Source organism: Pseudomonas sp. 3HC3, from assembly GCF_044904505.1.
Lineage (GTDB): Bacteria > Pseudomonadota > Gammaproteobacteria > Pseudomonadales > Pseudomonadaceae > Aquipseudomonas > Aquipseudomonas putida_Y.
Genome location: NZ_JADDRH010000013.1, coordinates 46,591 through 66,758, shown reverse-complemented (window position 1 = coordinate 66,758; position 20,168 = coordinate 46,591). Strand labels below are relative to the sequence as shown.

16 protein-coding genes are annotated in these 20,168 nt (G+C 64.7%); 5 read left to right on the top strand and 11 right to left on the bottom strand.

The features are described from left to right. Positions 1 to 55 precede the first annotated feature (55 nt). The 6 genes from INQ47_RS17490 to INQ47_RS17465 are packed head-to-tail and all read right to left on the bottom strand — an operon-like array spanning position 56 to position 6,867. Positions 56 to 1,687 (bottom strand): BatD family protein, encoded by a 1,632-nt coding sequence (locus INQ47_RS17490; RefSeq protein WP_404702207.1) that lies wholly within the window; start codon positions 1,685 to 1,687, stop codon positions 56 to 58. Continuing rightward, a complete protein-coding gene (locus tag INQ47_RS17485) occupies positions 1,684 to 3,402 on the bottom strand; it encodes a tetratricopeptide repeat protein (RefSeq protein WP_404702206.1) in 1,719 nt (572 codons plus the stop codon). The genes INQ47_RS17490 and INQ47_RS17485 overlap by 4 nt, the downstream gene beginning before the upstream one ends. Next, a complete protein-coding gene (locus INQ47_RS17480; RefSeq protein ID WP_404702205.1) occupies positions 3,399 to 4,475 on the bottom strand; it encodes a vWA domain-containing protein in 1,077 nt (358 codons plus the stop codon). Before INQ47_RS17480 ends, INQ47_RS17485 begins: the two co-directional genes overlap by 4 nt. After that, entirely contained in the window at positions 4,468 to 4,962 is a 495-nt protein-coding gene (locus tag INQ47_RS17475) for a DUF4381 domain-containing protein (protein ID WP_003247240.1), read from the bottom strand. Before INQ47_RS17475 ends, INQ47_RS17480 begins: the two co-directional genes overlap by 8 nt. Continuing rightward, entirely contained in the window at positions 4,959 to 5,903 is a 945-nt protein-coding gene (locus INQ47_RS17470; RefSeq protein ID WP_028698037.1) for a DUF58 domain-containing protein, read from the bottom strand. Before INQ47_RS17470 ends, INQ47_RS17475 begins: the two co-directional genes overlap by 4 nt. A 4-nt stretch (positions 5,904 to 5,907) precedes the next feature. Next, entirely contained in the window at positions 5,908 to 6,867 is a 960-nt protein-coding gene (locus tag INQ47_RS17465) for a MoxR family ATPase (protein ID WP_176684475.1), read from the bottom strand. Positions 6,868 to 7,095: 228 nt separating this feature from the next. Between INQ47_RS17465 and INQ47_RS17460 the strand changes: the two genes are divergently transcribed. Further along, complete coding sequence (locus INQ47_RS17460; protein ID WP_404702204.1) at positions 7,096 to 8,406, top strand: T6SS phospholipase effector Tle1-like catalytic domain-containing protein; 1,311 nt, start codon at positions 7,096 to 7,098, stop codon at positions 8,404 to 8,406. Between the two features lie 36 nt (positions 8,407 to 8,442). On the opposite strand, the gene INQ47_RS17455 is transcribed toward INQ47_RS17460, so the two are convergent. From INQ47_RS17455 to INQ47_RS17440, 4 genes are all read right to left on the bottom strand, one after another. Then, positions 8,443 to 9,660 carry an MFS transporter gene (locus tag INQ47_RS17455; RefSeq protein WP_404702203.1) on the bottom strand — a complete coding sequence of 406 codons (1,218 nt, stop codon included), beginning with the start codon at positions 9,658 to 9,660 and terminating at the stop codon, positions 8,443 to 8,445. A gap of 59 nt (positions 9,661 to 9,719) precedes the next feature. Continuing rightward, a complete protein-coding gene (locus tag INQ47_RS17450) occupies positions 9,720 to 10,934 on the bottom strand; it encodes a benzoate/H(+) symporter BenE family transporter (RefSeq protein WP_404702202.1) in 1,215 nt (404 codons plus the stop codon). A 162-nt stretch (positions 10,935 to 11,096) separates the two neighbouring features. After that, the gene (locus tag INQ47_RS17445; RefSeq protein WP_252459535.1) at positions 11,097 to 11,984 is read right to left on the bottom strand and encodes a dihydrodipicolinate synthase family protein; all 888 of its coding nucleotides are present in this window, start codon (positions 11,982 to 11,984) and stop codon (positions 11,097 to 11,099) included. 44 nt (positions 11,985 to 12,028) lie between these two features. Further along, a complete protein-coding gene (locus INQ47_RS17440; protein WP_021784050.1) occupies positions 12,029 to 12,811 on the bottom strand; it encodes an aldolase in 783 nt (260 codons plus the stop codon). A 245-nt stretch (positions 12,812 to 13,056) separates the two neighbouring features. On the opposite strand from INQ47_RS17440, the gene INQ47_RS17435 reads away from it, so the two are divergent. From INQ47_RS17435 to INQ47_RS17425, 3 genes are all read left to right on the top strand, one after another. Then, complete coding sequence (locus INQ47_RS17435) at positions 13,057 to 14,604, top strand: AMP-binding protein (RefSeq protein ID WP_404702201.1); 1,548 nt, start codon at positions 13,057 to 13,059, stop codon at positions 14,602 to 14,604. A 14-nt stretch (positions 14,605 to 14,618) separates the two neighbouring features. Then, the gene (locus INQ47_RS17430; protein WP_404702200.1) at positions 14,619 to 15,785 is read left to right on the top strand and encodes an acyl-CoA dehydrogenase family protein; all 1,167 of its coding nucleotides are present in this window, start codon (positions 14,619 to 14,621) and stop codon (positions 15,783 to 15,785) included. 104 nt (positions 15,786 to 15,889) lie between these two features. Continuing rightward, a complete protein-coding gene (locus tag INQ47_RS17425; RefSeq protein ID WP_404702232.1) occupies positions 15,890 to 17,143 on the top strand; it encodes an MFS transporter in 1,254 nt (417 codons plus the stop codon). A gap of 12 nt (positions 17,144 to 17,155) precedes the next feature. Here INQ47_RS17425 and INQ47_RS17420 read toward each other — a convergent pair whose 3' ends face one another. Then, complete coding sequence (locus tag INQ47_RS17420; RefSeq protein WP_404702199.1) at positions 17,156 to 18,100, bottom strand: LysR family transcriptional regulator; 945 nt, start codon at positions 18,098 to 18,100, stop codon at positions 17,156 to 17,158. 214 nt (positions 18,101 to 18,314) lie between these two features. Between INQ47_RS17420 and INQ47_RS17415 the strand changes: the two genes are divergently transcribed. Continuing rightward, positions 18,315 to 20,168, top strand: coding sequence for a DUF1302 domain-containing protein (locus INQ47_RS17415; protein WP_404702198.1), 1,854 nt, complete (start codon positions 18,315 to 18,317; stop codon positions 20,166 to 20,168).

The window sequence follows — 20,168 nt, the reverse complement described above, 5'->3', positions numbered from 1 at the left end:
CGGGCGGCGCTCGATCTCACAGGCGCTGAAAACCCTATGGCGAACACCTGCTGGCTTACTTGGGATAAAGCGGCGGCAGGCTGCCGTTTTCGCCCGTCGGCAGCAATACCTGCTCAGCCGGCGGAATCGTACCGATCGCCCGCCACAAATCCTCCCCCTGCCAATACTGCCCGCTCTCGCTGTACAACGCCCCGTTCAAACCATCCAGCGCATCCGACAACGGCACGAAGCGCGCCGCCATCTCGGCCAGGGTTTCCGGTTGTTGCCGGGCCCAGGCATCCAGCGCCTGGCGCGTAGCCTGGGGGTCGTTGGCCTGGCACGCGCGCTTGAGGTCGTCCAGCAAGGTGCGTGGGCTTGGCCCGTTCTGCGCGGTGCGCAGTACCGCTGGTCGTGAGCGGGCGCGCCACCACAGGGCAAAGCCCAGCACAGTGGTCAGGGCGAACACCAGTGTGGACAACTGCCACGGCCACAGCAGGGTGCTGGCGCTGTTGCTGTCGCCCACCGGGGTGTCGGCGCTCAGTGCCGGGTTGTCCTGCACGTTCAGCGTGCGCGCCGGCAGGCTGCTGTGCTCCAGGTGGTCTTCGCGGGTGTTCCACCAGGCCACTTCCAGCGCCGGCAAGGCCAGCGTGCCGCTGTGGGTCGGCACCAGGGCCTCGCGCTCTTCGCGGTTGGCGGTCATGCCCCGTTCGCTGATTTCGTTGCGCAACAGCGGTTGGTCAGGGTAGCGGCGCAGGCCGATGATCTCTGTGGCCGGTAGCGGCGGCAGTTGGGTGCTGGACAAGCCTTCGGCACGCAAGGTGATGTTGCGCGTCAGCGAGTCGCCAATCTGTACCTGTTGGCTGCCGGGGTCGGGGCTCCAGTGCTCTTCCAGGGTCAGGCTGCTGGCTGGCAACCACGGCAAGCCAGCCGGCCAGGCTGCCGGAATCGGCCGTACGTCAAGGCGCAAGGGCAGCGAGCTGACCTGTACCTGGTGGCCGGCGCGGGCCGTGCCATTGGCCTGCGCTGCTTCGTCGTTGCTGGCGGCTGCCGTGGCGGTGAATGTCAGCGGCGGGATGTCGAGGGTACCGCTTTGCTGGGCATACACCGCATAGCGGGTTTCGATCACGCCATGACGCACGCCGTTGATTTCCTTTTCATACGTGCGCGACTCGCCCAGCGGCTCGACCTTGGCGTTCTCCAGTTGCAGGGGGCTGAGGCTGCTGTCGTCGTACAGCGCGACCGAGTGGTAGATGCGGACGGTCAGCACGGCTTGGGCCTGGACATAGGCGTCGTGGTTGTCGAGGGTCGCTTCGATGAATACCTGAGCGTTTTCCTGGCGGCTGGCATCGGCCTGCAGCACTTGCAGTTCGATGGCCTGGCTGTGCGACTGGCCCAGTTGCAGCTCGGGGATGCGCAGGCTACCGCTGCGCCGTGGCAGCAGGGTAATGATCCAGCGGGTGCTGGCGCGAGTTTCGCCGTCGAGGGTGTGCAGGCTGTTCAGCTGGCGCGTGCCGCGCACTTCGAAGTCACCTTCCAGGGCGCGCAGGTCGGGCTTGCCGAACTGGGTGACGTCCTGGCTTTCCAGGGTCAGTTCCAGGCTTTCGCCCGCTTCCAGGCGGGTGCGGTCGACGCTGGCCTGCAGCAGCGGTTCGGCGTGGGCCAGCATGGCCCACAGCAGGGTGAGGAGCAAGACGCCGAAGCGACTCATCGTGATTTTTCCTGATGCAATTGCTGTTCATACCAGAATTTGCGTCGCAGCAGCTCTGCCGGGTTGTCCGGGATCTCCCGTAGCCATTGTTCCAGGGCTTGGCGCTGTTCGCCGTCGAGGCTGGTCGATACCGGGCGCTGGGGCGGCTGGATGACGCTGTCGTCGCCCCCGGCCTGGTTGCCGGGGGCGGCCTGGCTGTTGCTGCTGCTTTCGCCGGGTTGTTCGGTGTTGGCCTGTTGGTCGTTGCCGGGTGTGCCTTGGGCCTGGCTGCTGGCCGAACTGCTGTTGCCTTCGGTTTCGCTACCGGGCGTGTCTTGGGCATCGCTGCCGGGTGGCTGTTCCTCGGCCTTGGCTTCACGTTGCTGCAGCAGTTGCTGCACCAGCGCCTGGTTGTCCAGCGCGGCTTGCAGGTCGGGCTGGCGCTCCAGGGCTTGTTCGTAGGCATCCAGGGCGGCTTCCAGCTCGCCACCATGGGCCAGGGCATTGCCTCGATTGTAGTGCGCTGCTGCTGTGTCGCCTTGGGAAAATGCCTGGGCGGCACCGGCATAGTCGCCGGCCTGGTACAGGGCCATGCCGCGCCATTGCGGGTTCTGGAAGTGACGCGCAGCGCTGGCCGGGCGGTTTTGTTCCAGCAGCTGCTGGCCTTGCTGGTCGGGGCGCAGCCACAGGTCGTTGAACTCGAAAGCCTGGCCAGGCTGCGGCAAGGCCAGCAGCAGCGGCAGGCAGAACAGCCAGCCGCGCCGGCCGGCGCAGGCGGCCAGCAGCAACAACGGAATCAGCAGCCAGTAACCTTGGTCGGCCCAGCTGTCCAGTTGCAGGGTCTGGCCGTCGTTGCGCCCGCTCCGCGGGTTGTCGAACAGGCCCAGGCCACGCAGGTCGAGGTCGTCGATGCGGGCGTGCCGGTAGCGACCGCCCGTGCCGCTGATAAAACCTTTCAGGCTGGCGCTGTCCAGGCGAGGCAAGAGGATGCCGCCCTGGTCGTCTTTAAGGTATTCGCCATTGGCCTGGCGCACCGGGGCGCCTTCGCGGCTGCCGATGCCCAGCATCAGCAGGCTTGGGCCCTGGCGGCCTAGGGCCTGGACGATGCCCTGGCGCTCGGCGGCGCTGAGCGCCGAGCCTACCAGCAGCAGGCGGCCTTGGCCGAGGCCGCTCTGGGCCAGCAGCGCCAGGCCTTTTTGCACGGCCAGGTCGGCACGCTGGCCGGGTTTTGGCATGATCGACGGGTCGATGGCCTCGAGCAAATTGCGGGTGGTGGCGAGGTCGTCAGACAGCGGCACGACGGTGTGCGCGGAGCCGGCATACACCACCAGCGCCGTCTGGCTGTCGCGGCGGTGTTCAAGCAGGTCGAGGATCTTGCGCCGCGCCTGTTCCAGGCGGTTGGGCGGGCTGTCCTCGGCGAGCATCTGCGGGGTCAGTTCGAGCAGGATCACCAGTGGGTCGGCCGGGCGCTGATGGCTTTCTTCCAGCCGCTGCCAGCTGGGCCCGAGCAGTGCCAGGATCACCAGTAACCAGGCAAGGCCCAATGCCACCCACGGTAGTTTGCTGGTGCTACCGCTGCCGCCACCCAGCAGTACGCCATGGAAGGCTGGCGGCAGAATCATCTGCCAGCGCCCGGCGCGTTTGCGCCGGTGCCACAGCTTGTACAGCAGCCAGCCGAGCACCGGCACCGCCAGCAGCCAGAGCGGACGCAGCCATTGGGGCCATAAGTCGATCATCGCCGCCTCCTTAAACGCAGGCGTTTCAAGCGTTGGCGCCATTCCGGGTGCGGCTGCAGGAAGCGCGGCTTGCGCAGCACGCGCTGCAATAGGTTGTCGGGCCACTGCACGGCCACCACCAGCAGCACGCTGAGCAGCAGTGCCAGCGCCAGGGGCCAGGCGTACAGGGCCTGGGCTGTGCGTGCCTGGGTCGGTTGCTGGGCCACGGGCTCCAGTTGGTCGAGGGTATCGCCGATAGCGTCCAGTTCGGCGCCGTCATGGGCGCGGAAGTAGGCGCCATGGGTGATGTCGGCAATTTCCTTGAGTGCGGCTTCATCCAGGTCCAGGCTCGGGTTGAGGCCGAGCAGGCCAGGGGTGCCACTGGCTTCGGGGTTGGCGCCGATACCGATGGTGTAGATGCGCACGCCTTCCTGGGCCGCCAGGCGGGCGGCTGTCAGCGGGTGAATCTGCCCGCCGTTGTTGGCGCCGTCCGTGATCAGCACCAGCACCCGGCTTTGTGCCGGGCGTTCGCGCAGGCGTTTGACCGCCAGGCCAATGGCGTCGCCGATGGCGGTGTTCTTGCCGGCGATACCGATCTGCGCCTCGATGAGGAAGGTGCGCACGGTACGCCGGTCAAAGGTGAGCGGCGCCTGCAGGTAGGCCTGGCTGCCGAACAGGATCAGGCCCACGCGGTCGCCTTCACGGTCTTGCAGGAAGTCGCCCATCAGCGCCTTGACCAGGTCGAGGCGGCTGATGTCCTCGTTCTTCCACTGCATGTCGGGGAAGTCCATCGACCCGGACACATCCACCGCCACCAGCAGGTCGCGGCCGCTGGCGGCGATCGGCACCGGTTCGCCCAGCCATTGCGGGCGAGCGGCGGCGCACAGCAGCAACAGCCAGATGACGACGAACGGTGCCTGCTGGCGCAAGGTGGGCAGGTTGAGCCGTGCGCGGCGCCCGGCCAGGCCTTCCAGCTCGTTGAGGAAACCCACCTTGAGCACCGGTTCACCGCTGTCGGCTGCGGGCAGCAGCAGGCGCGCCAGCCATGGCAGCGGCAACAGGGCGAAGACCCACGGCCAGGCCAGTTCAAACATGCTTGCGGATCCAGGTTTCGACGGCTTGGCTGAGCCCGGCGATGGCCTTGTCATCGAGCTTGCACTCGGGTTTATAGGCGCCTTCGACCAGTACCATCCAGCGGGTCAGGCCGGCGGCCGGGCAGCGGTTGTCGAGAAAGGCCAGCCACTGGCGGCCGTTGAGGGTGTGGCTGTTGGCGCCTGGGTAGTGGTTGCGGCACAGGCGTTTGAGCAGGGCGTTGATCTGTTGCAGCCAGGCGCCAGCCGGGGCGCCGTCATACGGGCGTGGCAGGCGGGCCAGCTCGGCCAAGGCCTCCAGGCGCACCGGGTCCAGGGGTTGTTCGGCGCGCACGATGCGGCGTTTGCCCGGGCGCCAGCGGCGCAGCCGCCACAGGCCCCAGCCCAGTAGCGGCAGGACGGCCAGCAGCAGCCACCAGCCCGGTGCGGGTGGCCACAGGCTGACCGGTGCCGGGGCGATCAGTGGGTGCAACTGGTCGAGCGGGTTCATGACGCGCTCCGTGGCCGCTGGGCGCTCAGGTACTCGCGCAGTTGTTCGACCATTTCGCTTTGCGTGCTCAGTGGCATCAGTACCACCCTCAGCTTTTGCGCCATCAGCTCCCAGCGCTCGATACGGGCTTCAGCCTGCTGGCGGTACGCCTGGCGCAGGTTGGCGTCGAGGGTGTCTAGCTCCAGCTGGGCGCTGCGCTGAGCGAAGCGCAGCAGGCCGGCGGCGGGCAACGCGTGGTCGAGCGGGTCGGATACTGGCAGCAACAGCAGGTCGCAATGCCGTGAGAGCATGGCCAGGTGCTGTTCCACCTGGGCGCTGAGCGAGCGTTCATCGCAGATCACGATGGCCAGGCTGCCGGGGCGCAGCACTTCGCGGGCGCGGCGCAGGGCCAGGCCGAGGCTATCGGCCCCCGGTACGGCTTCGGTGTGCAGTGACTGGTTGACCTTTGCCAAGCGGTTGAGCAGTTGCAGCAGGCTCTGTTTGCTGCGCCGGGGTTTGACTTCGTGGTGTTCGTTGTCGCCGAACACCAGGCCACCGATGCGGTCGTTGTGGCCCAGCGCTGCCCAGCCGAACAGCGCCGCCGCCTGGGCCGCCAGCACGGACTTGAACATCAGCCCTGAGCCGAAGAAAAGCCGTTGGCTTTGTTCGACGAGGATGAAGATCGGCCGCTCGCGTTCTTCGTGGAACAGCTTGGTGTGCGGCTCCTGGGTACGCGCAGTGACACGCCAGTCGATGTTGCGTACATCATCGCCGGCCTGGTAAACGCGCACCTGGTCGAAGTCCACGCCGCGCCCACGCAGCCTGGAATGATGCAGGCCGACCAGCGGGCTGCGCTGGCCAGGCTTGGAAAACAGCTGGATTTCGCGCACACGGTGGCGCATGTCGATCAGCTCGGCAAGGCCAATGCGGATGCCATGTTCGGCCAGCTGCGCAGTGGGCATGGGCTCAGGCAACGGCGACGACGTCGAGGATCCGCTGGATCACGCGGTCCTGGTCGATCCCTGCCGCCTCGGCCTCGAAGGAGAGGATGATACGGTGGCGCAGTACGTCGAACAGCACGGCCTGGATGTCTTCGGGGCTGACGAAGTCGCGCCCGGCCAGCCAGGCATGGGCACGCGCGCAGCGGTCCAGCGAGATGGAACCACGCGGGCTGGCACCGTAGGCAATCCAGTCGGCCAGCTCGGTGTCGAACTTGGCCGGGGTGCGGGTGGCCATGACCAGCTGCACCAGGTATTCCTCCACTGCGTCGGCCATGTACAGGCCAAGGATTTCCTTGCGCGCGGCGAAGATGGCCTGCTGGCTGACCCGGCGCTCAGGCTTGGTCTCGCCGCCCAGGGCTTCACCCCGGGCCTGCGCCAGGATACGCCGCTCTACCGCGGCGTCGGGGAAGCCGATTTTTACATGCATCAGGAAGCGGTCGAGCTGGGCTTCGGGCAGCGGGTAGGTGCCTTCCTGCTCGATCGGGTTCTGCGTGGCCATGACCAGAAACAGCGGCGACAGGTCGTAGGTGCTGCGGCCCACGCTGACCTGGCGCTCGGCCATGGCTTCGAGCAGCGCCGACTGCACCTTGGCCGGCGCGCGGTTGATTTCGTCGGCCAGTACCAGGTTATGGAAGATAGGCCCCTGCTGGAACACGAAGCTGCCGGTTTCCGGGCGGTAAATCTCCGTGCCGGTGATGTCGGCCGGGAGCAGGTCGGGGGTGAACTGGATGCGATGGAACTGCGCTTCGATGCCTTCTGCGAGTTCTTTGATGGCTTTGGTCTTGGCCAGGCCCGGTGCCCCTTCGACCAGCATGTGGCCGTCGGCCAGCAGCACGATCAACAGCCGTTCGACCAGTTTTTCCTGGCCTAGGATCTGGGTAGAAAGAAAAGTGCGCAGCGCGATCAGCGCTTCACGGTGTTCCATCGGCGACGGTTCCTGGTAGGGGGCCTGAGGCGGCGCGAGGCAGCAGCCTTGGCAAGGGGGGATACTTTAATCTATCCGGGGGGGCGGCGACCAATGGCGGCGGGTAAATTTATCGTTGCAGTCGGGCATACGGGCAAAGAAATGTCCCACGTATGGCTGGCCATTGCCTGATGTTCCGTGAGGGCGTGCTGGCGCCTGCTTGTGCTTTTTGGACAAGCAGTAGGCACGATGATGAAAATGAGCAGCGGCAGCACGCCAAACCTTACGCCGGTCACCCTGCGTTTTGGCGTGTTCTTCGATGGCACCGGTAACAACCTGCACAATGCCACGACGGTGGGTGAGCAGGGAAACAAAGGCGGCAGCTATGGCAACGCCTTGAGCAATGTGGCCCTGTTACATGCGTTGTACCCGGCTGATGCGGTCAGTGCCGACGGGGCCCAGGCGTTCTTGAGGCGCTATGTGGAAGGCGTGGGCACGTTGGCGGGTGAAGCCGACCATGTCTACGCTTCGGCCACCGGGCATGGGCGCACGGGGGCCGAGGCGCGGGTCGCCGAGGCGTTGCAGGGGATGGCCGAGCAACTGCAGGCGTGGCGCCGGGCACATCCGCAGGCAACGCTGGAACGGGTCGAGTTCGATCTTTTCGGTTTCAGCCGGGGCGCTGCGGCGGTGCGGCATCTGGCCAACCTGCTGCACGATGGCGCGGGCGGGCTGTTGTCGGTAGCGTGCGAAACCTCGGTCAACTTTATCGGCCTGTTCGACACCGTGGCAGCGATTATCGCGCCATTAAAGGGTGACTTCGACCCTGCAGACGGCCGCCACGGCGGCCTGCGCCTGGGCCTGGGTGCGGGTATTGCCCGGCAGGTGGTGCAACTGGTGGCCAAGGATGAGCGGCGGCATAACTTCCCGCTGGTACGCAGTGGCCACGATATCGCGCTGCCGGGTGTGCACTCGAATATCGGTGGTGGTTACCCGGAGACCCTCCTGGAGCAGGTGTTGCTGTGCAAGCCTCAGTCCCAGCGTGTGCCGGCAGGCATGCGTGTCGAGCAGTGCCGCGTACATGCCAAGGTGAGCGCCTTGCTGGCTTCCGCATTTGCCGACATGGGCGAACCCAGGCCGCGCGTGATGACCTGGGAGGAGCCGATTGCCGGCGGGCGGCGGGACGAGGCGCAAAAGCAGGTCTATGCGGCGGTGTACCGGGAGCGGCAAGTGGCGGGGCACCTGTCCCGGGTGTACTTGAGCGTGATGCGGGCGTTGGCGGTGCGCGCTGGCGTGCCGTTTGCGCCGTTGGGGGCGCAGGCTGAGCATCGGCTGCCGGAAGAGTTGTCGGGCATCAGCCGAAAACTGCATGCCTTCGCCTTGGGGGAAACTGGCCAGGTGGGGTTGAGCGAGGAAGAACAGCGGCTGTTGCGCGACAGATACGTGCATGCGTCAGCGAACTGGAATGCACTGAAGGGCTTGCGCAACAGTGTGCTGGATGTGCTGTTTGTCAATCGGCCGGGGGCAGGCGGGCGATTGACGCATGCCAACCCGGCGCAATGAATGATTGTTCGTGGCCTGGCAATGTTGCACCGGGTCCTACTGGGCGCGCGCCAACTGTTCTGTCGCGCGTCTCCTGGCTGAATACGTCTCCTGTGCCAGGGTCAACAGCACCGTCAACAGCATGAACACCACCGATGCGATGAAAATCCCGTTGGGCAGGCGCTGATCGAGCATCCAGCCGAACGCCACAGGCCCGATGGCACCGCCAACGTTGAACCCGGTCGACACCAGGCCGAAGGTTTTGCCCTCGGCCCCGGGTGGCGCCGCCGCCTTGACCATCATGTCCCGTGATGGGGCGATGACCCCGGTGAGCAAGCCGATGGCACCCAGTACGGCCACCAACGCCCAGCCCTGCAGCAGCCCCAGCGCCACCAGTGCGGTGAGTGCAGCCGCCAGTGCGAAGGCCAGTGCCGCCACCAGTCCATGGCGCCGGGTACGGTCGGCCAAAGCGCCCCCGCACAGCACGCCGGCTGCGCTGCTCAGCAGGAAAGCGGTGAGCGCGGCGTTGGCCCAGGCCAGTGTCAGGCCTTGGCCCTGGACCAGGGCCGCTACGGAGAACTTCTCGATGGCACTGGTGCTCAGGTTGAGCAGGATGAACAGCACCGTCAGCACGCCGATCATGGGGGTGAACAAGCGTACGCGGCCTGTAGCTGCGGCCGGGCCTGCGCCTTGTTGGTTGGCAGGCCTGGCGACCCGGTAAACGCCACTGCCTGGTATCGATATCAGCAGCAGCGCGGCTACCCCGAATACTGCGCCCGCCGCCAGGGCTGCCCGCGTGCCCAACGCTGCGGCGATGCCGAGAAATACGGCTGGGGTAACGGCCGAACCGAGGAAACCGGCAAAGGTATGAATAGAGAACGACCGCCCCAGGCGTGCTGGCTCGATGCCGTTGGCCAGCAGCGCATAGTCGGCCGGGTGATACACACCATTGGCCAGGCCAGCCATGGCCATCGCCACCAGCAATACCGCGTAACTGGGGCTGGCCGCCAGCAGCACAAAGCTGAGGCTGCCCAACAGCAGCCCGGCCTTGAGCATTTTACGTGCACCGTAGTGGTCGACGGCGTAACCCAGCGGGGCCTGCACCAGCGCGGAGACGATGTTGAACACTGCCAGGGCTACGCCGAGCTCTACGAAGCCCACGCCCAGCAGGCCGGGCAGCACCGGCAGTAGCGCCGGGATCAGCATGATGTGCACATGGCTGACGAAATGCACGGCAGCAATTTGGGTCAGCAGTTTGGGGCCAGGGTGGGGCATGTCGATACCTGTTGAGCGGTGTGCGCCATTGGCGCACTACAAGGTGGTGGAGAGCTCGCTTAGCGGGAGGTGCCCCTCAAACCGGGCAGGCGACCGTTCAGTACAACATGGGCCAGCAGACCAATGACCAGGCCCCAGAAAGCCCCGCCAATGCCGAACAGGCTGATGTTGGCCGCCGCCGCCAGGAAGGTGATCAGTGCTGACTCGCGTGAACGGGCATCGGCCATGGCGCTGGCCAGGCTGGCGCCGATGGTGCCCAGCAGGGCAAGGCCCGCCAGGGTGGTGATAAAGGTGCCCGGCAGGGCCATGAAGACACTCGCCAGCGTGACCCCGAACACCCCGACGAGGATGTAGCAGACACCGGCAGCGATGCCCGCCACCCAGCGCTTGTCCGGGTTTTCATGGGCTTCCTTGCCGGTGCAGATGGCCGCGGTGATGGCGGCGATGTTGAACGCGTGTGAACCGAAGGGCGCCATCAGCAACGAGCCGATGCCGGTGACGGCGACAATCGGGTTGGCGCTGGTCTTGAAACCATCGTTGCGCAGCACCAGCATGCCGGGCATGTACTGGCCGGTGAGGGTGATCAGGAACAAGGGCAGGGCCACGCTGAGGGCTGCGTTGAGGGAGAAGGTGGGCGCGGTGAAAACCGGTGAGGCGAATTCCAGCCGCAACGTCGTCAGGCCCACTTGCCCCTGCAGCAACAGGTAGCCCAGGCCCAGCAGCAGTATGGCGACCACGGCGTAACGGGCGGTGAAGCGTTTGAAGGCCACATAGGCTGCAATCAGCAGCCCGGCGAGGGCGGGGTCGACCGACAGGCTGGCAAAGGCACCGATGCCGAACTGCAGCAGGATGCCGGCCAGCAGGCCGGCGGCAATGCCGCCGGGCACGACGCGCACCAGGCGCTCGAAGCACCCGCTCAGCCCCAGCACCACGAAGCCGGCGGCCGACAGCATGTATGCACCTATGGCCTCGCTGTAGGGCACGCTGGCCAGGGCGGTGACCAGGAACGCGGCAGCTGGCGTGGACCAGGCTGTGATGACCGGCTCGCGGGTGTACCAGGACAGTGCCAGGCCGCTGAGGCCGACGCCGATCGACACCGCCCAGACCCACGATGACGTCAGCTCCGGGCTCAGCCCGGCCACTTTGGCCGCCTGGAACACCAGGATGAACGTGCCGCCGTAGTTGACGATCACCGAAACGAGTCCGGCAATCACGGGGTGAAGGATGTCTGTCAGCCTCAGTGGGGTAGCAGAGCTTTGTGCAGGCGCGTCCATGGTTGCCTCTGGTAATGGTCAGATCAGGAGCAGCCTTGTGCTGCGAAGGGGTAATCCGACTGCAACAATATCTGTTGAAGTCATTGGCCCCTTCGCCGCAAAAGGCTGTTCCTGAAGAAAAAGGCTGCCCGACAGCGACAAGCTGCCGGGCAGGTTTGTGCGTCAGTTGGTCAGCGCCACCAGCAGACTTTTCAGGTGGTTGCTGCCTTGCGCATCCAGCGGCTGCAGGGGCAGGCGTGGGGCGCCGACATCCTGGCCGAGCATTTTCAGGCCGGCCTTGATGGTGGTCGGCAGGCCACGGCGGGTGATGTATTCCAGCAGTTCGTACTGGCGGTAGAACAACGCACGGGCTTCGGCCAGATCGCCTTGTTGTACGGCGTCCCACAGCGCCAGGTTGAGAGCCGGGATCAGGTTGGGCGCGGCAGTACACCAGCCAGTGGCGCCGGCCACCAAGGCTTCCAGGGTCAGCGGGTTGCAACCGTTGTAGAACGCCACCTGCCCATCTGTAGCCTTGAACAGGCGGTGCATGCGCTGGATGTCACCGGTGCTTTCCTTGACCATGGTCACATTGGGCACCTCGCCGAGGATACGCAGGATCAGCTCCACCGACAGGTCGGTGCCGCTGGTGCCCGGGTTGTTGTAGAGCATGATCGGAATGTCGATTGCGGCGCCGACCGCCTTGTAGTGGGCGACCACTTCGGCTTCGGTGAGCTTCCAGTAAGAAATGGGCAGCACCATCACCGCCGTAGCGCCGCAGGCCTGTGCCAGGCGGGCACGCTGCACGGTGCGAGCAGTGGTCAGGTCGGAGACGCTGACCACGCTGGGTACGCGCCCGGCAATGCGTGCCTGGCTGAAGCGCACCACGGTTTCCCATTCGCTATCGGACAGATAAGCCCCTTCGCCGGTGCTGCCCAATGGCGCGATGGCGTGCACGCCGTCTGCGATCAGGCTATCGATGGACGTGCCCAGGGCATCCAGGTCGAGTGTGCCGTCTGCCGTGAAGGGGGTGATGGTGTAGCCGATAACGCCGCGAATTACAGATGTAGACATGACCAGGCACCTTTGCCGTTGTTGAGGAAAGAGTACAGCTTCGATCAGCCCAGGCAGTCGCCATGGGCACGCAAGGCACGGCGCGCGTAGTAGCTGAAGGCGGCGCCGTGACGTTTGGGGGTGGAAATCCAGTCGTGGGCTTCTTTGCCCAAGGCTTCGGGGATGGGGCGGATGTCACCGGCGCCCATGGCCAGCAGTTGCATCTTTGCTGCGCGCTCGAACAGCAGGGCGAGCACGCAGGCTTCCTCGATCGAACGGCCAGCGATCAGCAGGCCATGATGGGAAAGCAGGATTGCGCGCTTGTCGCCAATCGCCTTCGCGATGATTTCGCCTTCTTCGTTGCCCACCGGCACACCGGGCCATTCCTTGAGGAATGCACAGTCGTCGAACAGTGGGCACAGGTCCATGTGCGAGATGGCCAGCGGAACTTCCAGCATCGACAAGGCGGCGCTGTGCAGCGGGTGGGTGTGGATGATGCAGTTGACGTCGGGGCGTGCGCGGTACAGCCAGCTGTGGAAGCGGTTGGCCGGGTTGGCCATGCCACGGCCTTGCAGCACAGTCAGGTCTTCGTCCACCACCAGCAGGTTGGAGGCGGCGATTTCGTCGAAGCCAAGCCCCAGTTGCTGGGTGTAGTAGGTGCCAGGTTCCTGCGCGCGCGCAGTGATCTGCCCGGCCAGGCCAGAGTCGTGGCCGCCGTCGAACAGGATACGGCAGGTGAGGGCGAGCTTTTGTCGCGCGGTGTAGGTGTTGTCGGCCAGCGCCGTCAGCATCTGTTGCTGGGCGAGTTTGACAAGCTGGTCCTTGGGGGTGTGCATGGTGGTCGTCATGGGCGGTACCTGCAGGGGGAGGAGTGTATGGATAACTGATCGGCGCGGAGGCGACGCCAGGACACGGTGTTGATCATAATGACACAGAGTGTCATGTGCAAGCGATGTGTCATTCTTGGCTCAGGTCGTCAAAGCACCTGTGCCAGCGCAATCTGTTATGGCGTGCATACGTAACTGGTATTACTTGCCCCGGCTTAACGCTGTTTAGCATCGACCTGGTCTTAACCGTCGACGAGAACAACAACGTGAACCTTGGAACCCTATCCAGTCGAAGTGCAAGATACTGGCCTGAACGTCTGGCGGTGATCGACCGCCATACCCGGCTGACCTTCGCTCAGCTCGAACAGCGGGCCAACCAGCTGGCCTCGGCCTTGCTGGCACAGGGCATCGCCATGGGCGAGCATGTCGCCATCCTGGCGCCCAACCGCGCCGAACTGGTGGAAGCAGAAGTGGCTTTCTACAAGGCCGGCCTGGTCAAGGTACCGGTCAATGCGCGTCTGGCACCGGATGAAGTGATTCAGGTGCTCAACGACGCCTGCAGTGTCGCGCTGATCGCCGATGCGCAACTCGCCCAGGCGTTGCTGGCCCGCAGGCACGAGATACCTTCGGTACGCTTGATCGTGACCTTGGGTGAGCGGGGCGGTGACATCACCTATGCCGCACTGCTGGCCCTAGGCAGTAGCCAGCCAATCAGCTGCGACCTGCCTGACGATGCCCTTGCCGTTTTGCATTACACCTCTGGCAGCTCTGGTGTGCTCAAGGCTGCGATGCTCAGCGTGGGCAACCGCAAGGCGCTAATCCGCAAGAGCCTCGCCAGCCCGACCCGTCGCGCCGCCCCGGGCGACGTCATGGCTCACGTCGGCCCTATCACCCATGCCAGCGGCATGCAGCTGATGCCACTGCTGGCGGTCGGTGCCTGCAACCTGCTGCTGGAGCGCTATGACGACCAGCTGTTGCTCGAGACCATTCAGCGCGAAGGCGTGACCCGGTTGTTCCTGGTGCCTGCCATGATCAATCGCCTGGTCAACTTCCCTGATGTCGAGCGCTACGACCTGAGCAGCTTGCGCCTGGTGATGTACGGTGCCGCGCCGATGGCGCCAGCGCTGGTGAAACGGGCTATCGAGGTATTCGGGCCGATCCTGGCCCAAGGTTACGGTGCTGGCGAGACCTGCTCGCTGGTTACCGTCCTGACCGAACAGGACCATCTGTGCGAGGGCGGCGACTACCGGCGCCTGGCCTCGTGCGGGCGTTGCTACTTCGAAACCGACCTGCGCGTGGTTAATGACCACTTCCAGGACGTCCAGCCGGGAGAGGTGGGCGAAATCGTAGTCAAGGGCCCGGACATCATGCAGGGCTACTGGCGTGCACCCCACCTCACCGCCGAAGTGATGCACGACGGCTACTACCTGACTGGCGACCTGGCCACGGTGGATGAGCAAGGGTATGTGTTCATCGTCGACCGCAAGAAAGAAATGATCATTTCCGGTGGCTTCAACATTTACCCCAGCGAGGTCGAGCAGGTGCTCTACAGCATGCCGCAGGTGTTCGAGGCGGCGGTGGTGGGGGTGCCTGACGAACAATGGGGCGAAGCGGTGCGGGCGGTGATCGTGCTCAAGCCGGGCATGGCGCTGCAGGAGCAGGACGTCATCGAACATTGCGCCCAGGCCCTGGCCGGTTTCAAGAAACCACGTGCCGTGGACTTCGTCAGCGAGCTGCCGAAGAACCCCAACGGCAAGGTAGTGCGCCGGCTGATCCGTGACGCCTACTGGCAAAACAGCGAACGCCGTATCTGACACGAGGAACGACCATGTATCAGCCAAGCGAAAAGGCCCAGCAGATCATCGAGGCCATCAATGGCTTCGTTCGCAACGAAATCCTGCCCCTGGAACAGCAAGCCGGTCTCAGCTGGGCAGAGCCGCACCCGCGGGCGGTGCTGCAGCAGGTATGGCAGCGCTCGTGCGAGCAGGGCTTCTACAACATCATGCTGCCCGAGGCGATAGGTGGCGCCGGGTTGAGCGTTTCAGACCTGTGTGCGGTCAAGGAAGCCACGGTGCTCACTGGCTCGATGCTGGCGCCGCATATTCTCGGTGAGCTTTCCGGGCCGCCCCGCATTGGCCATCTGTTCAAGGTGGCGAGCCCGACCCAGATCGAGGCGTTCCTGCAGCCGGTGTGCCGTGCCGAAAAAGCCGTGTGCTTCGCCCTGACTGAAAGCGAAGCCGGCTCTGATGCAACGGCGATCAAGACCTCCGCACGGCGGGAAGGTGAACACTATGTGCTGAACGGCGCCAAGCGCTACATTTCAGGTGCGCCCTATGCCGACATCGCCGTGCTGCTTGCAGTGACGGATCCCGGGCGCGGTGCCCAGGGGATTTCGGCATTCTTCGTCGACCTGAGTGCCCCGGGGGTAAGGGTTGAAAGCGATTATTCGGTCATGTCCGGCGGTGGTGCGCATGGCGACATCATCCTTGATGACGTACGGGTGCCGGCGGCCAACCGCATTGGTGAGCAAGGGCAGGGTTTCAAGCTGGCGATGGGGCGCATCACCCTCAACCGCCTGCTGCATTGCCCCACCTTGCTGGGGCTGGCCGGCCTGGCCCTGAACCTCTCGATCGACTATGCCCGCACGCGCAAGCAGTTCGGCCAGCCTATCGCCATGTTCCAGTCGATCAACCACATGATCGCTGATATGGCCACCGAGCTGCATGCTGCACGCAGCATGGTCTACGCCACGGCAGCGGTGAATGATGCCGGCGGCAATATCCGCACCCAGGCCCCGATGTGCAAGCTGTTCGTTTCGGAGACGGCCTTCCGCATCGCCGATCGTGCCGTGCAGATACACGGCGGTGCCGGGCTGCTGCGTGGCAACCCGGTGGAGTGGATATTCCGTGCGACACGTATGATGCGCATCCTCACCGGAACCAGCGAGATCCAGCGCAACACCATCGCCAAGGGCGTGCTCATGCCTGAGCAATGACGCGGTATGCCCGGCCCGTGGTGGCCGGGTTCTCCAGACAAGAACAAGAACGAGAGATCATCATGACTCATACTGACACCCCCGCGCGTGCAGGCACGGCCTGGATGATTGCGGTACTGCTGGCGCTGTTGATGCTGGTGAACTTCCTGGACAAGGTGGTCATCGGCCTGGTGGCGGTGCCGATGTCCAGGGAACTGGGCTTGTCTCCTGCCGAGTTCGGCTTGGTAGGGGGCGCACTGCACTGGTTCTTCGCCATCTCGGCGGTGATAGGCGGCTTCATGGCCAACCGGCGGCCAACCCGCACCCTGCTGCTGGGCATGGGCGCGTTCTGGGCGCTTATCCAGTTGCCCATGTTGTTCGTCAGCTCGCTGTGGGCGATCGTCGCCTGCCGGGTGCTGCTGGGTATTGGCGAAGGGCCGGCCTCACCGGTGGCTACACATGCCTTGTACAAGTGGTTCCCCAACGACCGTCGCAACCTTCCCGTGGCGCTGTTGCATACCGGCAGTGCGCTTGGGCTGCTGGTCGCGGGTGCCATGATCCCATGGATCAGTGTGCACTACGGCTGGCGCATGAACTTCATCGTGCTGGCGGTGATCGGCGCGGTGTGGTGTGTGCTGTGGTGGCTGCTGGGCAGCGAGGGCAACCTCGACCGCATTCGCCCGGGCCAGCTTGAAGAAGGGCAGGCCTCTGTTCCCTATCGTCGTCTGCTCGGTGACCGCACGGTACTGGGCAACTACCTGTGCCACTTCGCCGCCAACTGGTCCTTGGCGTTGACCCTGACCTGGGTACCGAGCTATCTGGAAACCGGGCTGGGTATCGACCCGATCATGACCGGCCAGGTGTTCGTTCTGTTCGTGGTGGTTACCACGCCGTTGAGCCTGTTCATGGCCTGGCTGTCACAGCGAATGATGCGTGCCGGGGTTGCCACACGCTGGTCGCGCGGTGCGTTCGTTTCCGTGTGCCTGATCGCCAGCGGGCTGCTGTCAGCGGCGTTGTTCCTGCCTGGTCTGAGCAACGTCGAGCGGATCGTCAGCCTCACGTTCAGCGGCGGGCTGGCGCTGGTGATGTACTCGGTAGGGCCTGCCATGCTGGCGGAGTTCACGCCCAGCGGGCAGCGCGGCGGCATTCTGGCGATCGGCAACGGTATCGCCTCGTTGGCCGGGCTGTCGGCACCGGTGGTCACCGGTTTGCTGGTGCAGGGCGCCGGGGCCGGGCACACGGCAGGGTTTGGCCAGGGTTTTCTGGTGTGCGGCGCGGTGCTGGTGATTGCCGGGCTGATCGGGCTGGCCTGGATGGACCCGCAGAAAACCCGGCAACGTCTGGTGCAGGTGGGCACGGCTGCGCCTGCCCAAGCGTGATGTGCACTGCGCTCAGAGGCTCTGCTCCGCCAGGGCCTCGCGCTCGATCAGGGTGCCTTTCCAGCGTTCGCTGCGCACCGCATCCACCAGCAGTGCGCGCACCAGGTCGCGCATGCAGGCGGCGGCGAACGACAGGGGCTTGTGCTGCGAGTGGGCCAAGGCGATGGTGCGGGTGATGCGCGGTTCCACTATCAGCCGCGCGCTGGCAGGCGCGGCCAAATCCAGCAGCGGCGGCCAGTTGCTGATGGTAGCCGCCAGGCCGGCACGGACCAGGCTGGTGATACCGGGGGCCGACTGCTGTTCGTAGCTGGAGTCCAGTGTCACACCGGTTTCCATGGCAGCCTGCTCGATGCGCCTGCGCAAGTGCAGGCTACGGGGTGGCATTACCAGGCGGCTCGCTGCGGCCTCAGCCAAGGTGATGGGCGACTCGTCAGGACCGTGCCCAGGCAAGCCGACCCAGTACAGATCTTCGGAAAACACGGGCTCGGCGACCACATGGGCAAGCTCTTCGGCGTTGGGCACCACGCCGAAATCCACCTTGCCCAGCTCGATCGCCTGGCCACCTTCGCGGCTCAGGCCATCCCATACGGTGAGCTTGATACCCGGGAAGCGTGCCTGGGCCTGGGTGATGATGGCCGGCAGCAACAGTGCCGAGGCAGTGGCGGGAATCGAGATGGCCACGTGCCCCTTGGGGTTGCCGCGGCTGGACTTCAGTTCGTCCTTCACCGAATCGAGCTGCTGCACGACTGACCGGGCCACTTCGTACAACTGCCGCCCGGCATCGGTCAATTCGATACCGTCATGCTGGCGCGCCAGCAGTTGCATTTCCAGTTCGCTCTCCAGCAGGCCTATCTGTCGGCTCAAGGCGGGTTGGGCGATGAACGCCTGGCGTGCGGCATTGGAAAAACTGCCGGCTTCGACAATGGCGATCAAATAACGCAGTTGTTTCAAAGTCATCGTGATTCTCAGGCTATGCCGAAGTGATATGGCAACCATCGGGAGACGCTATTTGTTCAGCCCCGGTGGCCTACTTAGTATCGGTAAGCAGCAAAACGAGGATAACAGAAACGTTCGAATAATTACCCAAGCCCTTGCCTGCAGGCCTTTGCGCGGTATTTCAGCATTAACTCGCAACTCACTCTCGAATAAACACAATAAGAGGTTAAGAGTGATGGCATCTCGTATTTACGGTCGCTCGGGACCGTTGTCGGTACTTGCCTCATCAGTACTTTTTTCTGCGTCTGCCTGTGCCGCTCAGTTTCACTGGGGTGAACTTGAGGGGCAGTTCGACTCGGCGCTTTCCTTTGGTACCAGCATTGCGACTGCCAACCCTGACCCGGCCCTGCACCTCAGCGCCAACAGCGATGACGGCCGCCTGAACTTTGCCTCCGGCGACGTGTTTTCGGCAGTGTTCAAAGGTACCCATGACCTGGAGCTCAAGCACGACAACCTGGGGGTATTCCTGCGCGGTACCTACTGGTACGACACGGCCCTGCGCGATCACGACCAGCGCTTCAAGCAGGTCGAGGACAACAACCGCAAGCGTTCGGCCAAGACCGCAGGTAGCCAGCTGCTCGACGCCTTCGGTTACTACCTGTACGACATCGATGGCCAGCCAGGTTCGGTCAGGCTGGGCAAGCAGGTGGTCAACTGGGGGGAGAGCACCTTCATCCAGGGCGGACTGAACGTCATCAACCCCTTCAACCTGGCGGCCTTGCGCCGCCCCGGCTCGGAAGTGAAGGACGCGCTGGTGCCGGTGAACCTGTTCTACTTCACCCAGAACCTCACCGAAGCGCTGTCGGTCGACGGTTTCTATCAGCTGGATTGGGAACAGACCCAGCTCGACAACTGCGGCACGTTCTTTTCGAACAACGACTTTTTGCCCGATGGGTGTGATGGCCTGGACGTGGGCGCCAAATTGCTCGGCAACCCCACAGCCGTGGCCGGGCTTGCGCCGTTTGGTGTAAACCTCACCAGCGAAGGGGTGCGCATACCCCGCGGCAGCGACCAGGATGCCCGCAACAGCGGGCAGTGGGGCGTTTCGCTGCGCTGGTACGTGGCGGCGCTGGACACCGAGTTTGGCGCCTACGCGGCGAACTACCACAGCCGCACGCCTTACCTGGGTACGGTCAGCAGCCCGTATTTCGACAACCGCCGCTTTGCCCCGCAGCTGTGCGCCAACCTCGGTATCGGGTCTGCAGGCTGTGCTGCTTTCCTGGGCACCAGTGCAGGCCAGTCGCTGGTCGGCGCGCTACGCCTGGGCAGCTCGCAGTACCGGGTGCAATACCCCGAGGACATTCGTCTTTACGGCCTTTCGTTCTCCACCACCTTGCGCACCGGCACGGCGCTGCAGGGGGAACTGAGCTATCGGCCAAACATGCCCATGCAGCTCAACGGCACCGACATCATCCAGTCATTGTTGAACGTCGATGGTCGCTCGCCATTGCTGGGCGACGGCCTGCGGCCAGACAGCGCCAGTACGCTGTTCGACGGCTACCGCCGTAAAGAACTGACCCAGTTGCAGGTAACCGCTGTTCACGCTTTCAGCCAGGTGATGGGCGCCAACCAGTTGCTGCTGATAGGCGAGGCGGGCGCCACCTACGTCGGCGGTCTGGAGGGCGCCTATGGCCCTCGTTATGGGCGTTCGGGCACGTTCAACAGTGGTGAACTGGCGGACAACAGCGTGTGCGTGGCCATTTCCAAAACCCCTGAGCATTGCAACGACGAAGGCTTCATGACCCCGTTCTCCTGGGGCTACCGGCTGCGCGCCACCTGGGCCTACCCCAGTGTGATTGCCGGTTTCGACCTGCGGCCGAACCTGTCCTGGGCGCATGACGTGCACGGCACCGGCCCGGTGGAGGGATCGGCCTTCAGCGAAGGCTCCAGGGCCATCAGCGTCGGGTTGGATGCGACGCTTGCCAGCACCTACAGCCTGAGCGTGTCGTACACCGACTTTATCGACGGCGACTATGGCACTCGCGGCGACCGGGACTTCATCTCGCTGAGCGTGGGCGTCACTTTCTGA

Coding starts and splice junctions, on each gene's coding strand:
- INQ47_RS17450 (WP_404702202.1), bottom strand. CDS start 10,934: ATGGACGCGCCTGCACAAAGCTCTGCTACCCCACTGAGGCTGACAGAC.
- INQ47_RS17490 (WP_404702207.1), bottom strand. CDS start 1,687: ATGAGTCGCTTCGGCGTCTTGCTCCTCACCCTGCTGTGGGCCATGCTG.
- INQ47_RS17460 (WP_404702204.1), top strand. CDS start 7,096: ATGATGAAAATGAGCAGCGGCAGCACGCCAAACCTTACGCCGGTCACC.
- INQ47_RS17465 (WP_176684475.1), bottom strand. CDS start 6,867: ATGGAACACCGTGAAGCGCTGATCGCGCTGCGCACTTTTCTTTCTACC.
- INQ47_RS17470 (WP_028698037.1), bottom strand. CDS start 5,903: ATGCCCACTGCGCAGCTGGCCGAACATGGCATCCGCATTGGCCTTGCC.
- INQ47_RS17480 (WP_404702205.1), bottom strand. CDS start 4,475: ATGTTTGAACTGGCCTGGCCGTGGGTCTTCGCCCTGTTGCCGCTGCCA.
- INQ47_RS17425 (WP_404702232.1), top strand. CDS start 15,890: ATGATTGCGGTACTGCTGGCGCTGTTGATGCTGGTGAACTTCCTGGAC.
- INQ47_RS17440 (WP_021784050.1), bottom strand. CDS start 12,811: ATGACGACCACCATGCACACCCCCAAGGACCAGCTTGTCAAACTCGCC.
- INQ47_RS17485 (WP_404702206.1), bottom strand. CDS start 3,402: ATGATCGACTTATGGCCCCAATGGCTGCGTCCGCTCTGGCTGCTGGCG.
- INQ47_RS17420 (WP_404702199.1), bottom strand. CDS start 18,100: ATGACTTTGAAACAACTGCGTTATTTGATCGCCATTGTCGAAGCCGGC.
- INQ47_RS17475 (WP_003247240.1), bottom strand. CDS start 4,962: ATGAACCCGCTCGACCAGTTGCACCCACTGATCGCCCCGGCACCGGTC.
- INQ47_RS17445 (WP_252459535.1), bottom strand. CDS start 11,984: ATGTCTACATCTGTAATTCGCGGCGTTATCGGCTACACCATCACCCCC.
- INQ47_RS17415 (WP_404702198.1), top strand. CDS start 18,315: ATGGCATCTCGTATTTACGGTCGCTCGGGACCGTTGTCGGTACTTGCC.
- INQ47_RS17455 (WP_404702203.1), bottom strand. CDS start 9,660: ATGCCCCACCCTGGCCCCAAACTGCTGACCCAAATTGCTGCCGTGCAT.
- INQ47_RS17430 (WP_404702200.1), top strand. CDS start 14,619: ATGTATCAGCCAAGCGAAAAGGCCCAGCAGATCATCGAGGCCATCAAT.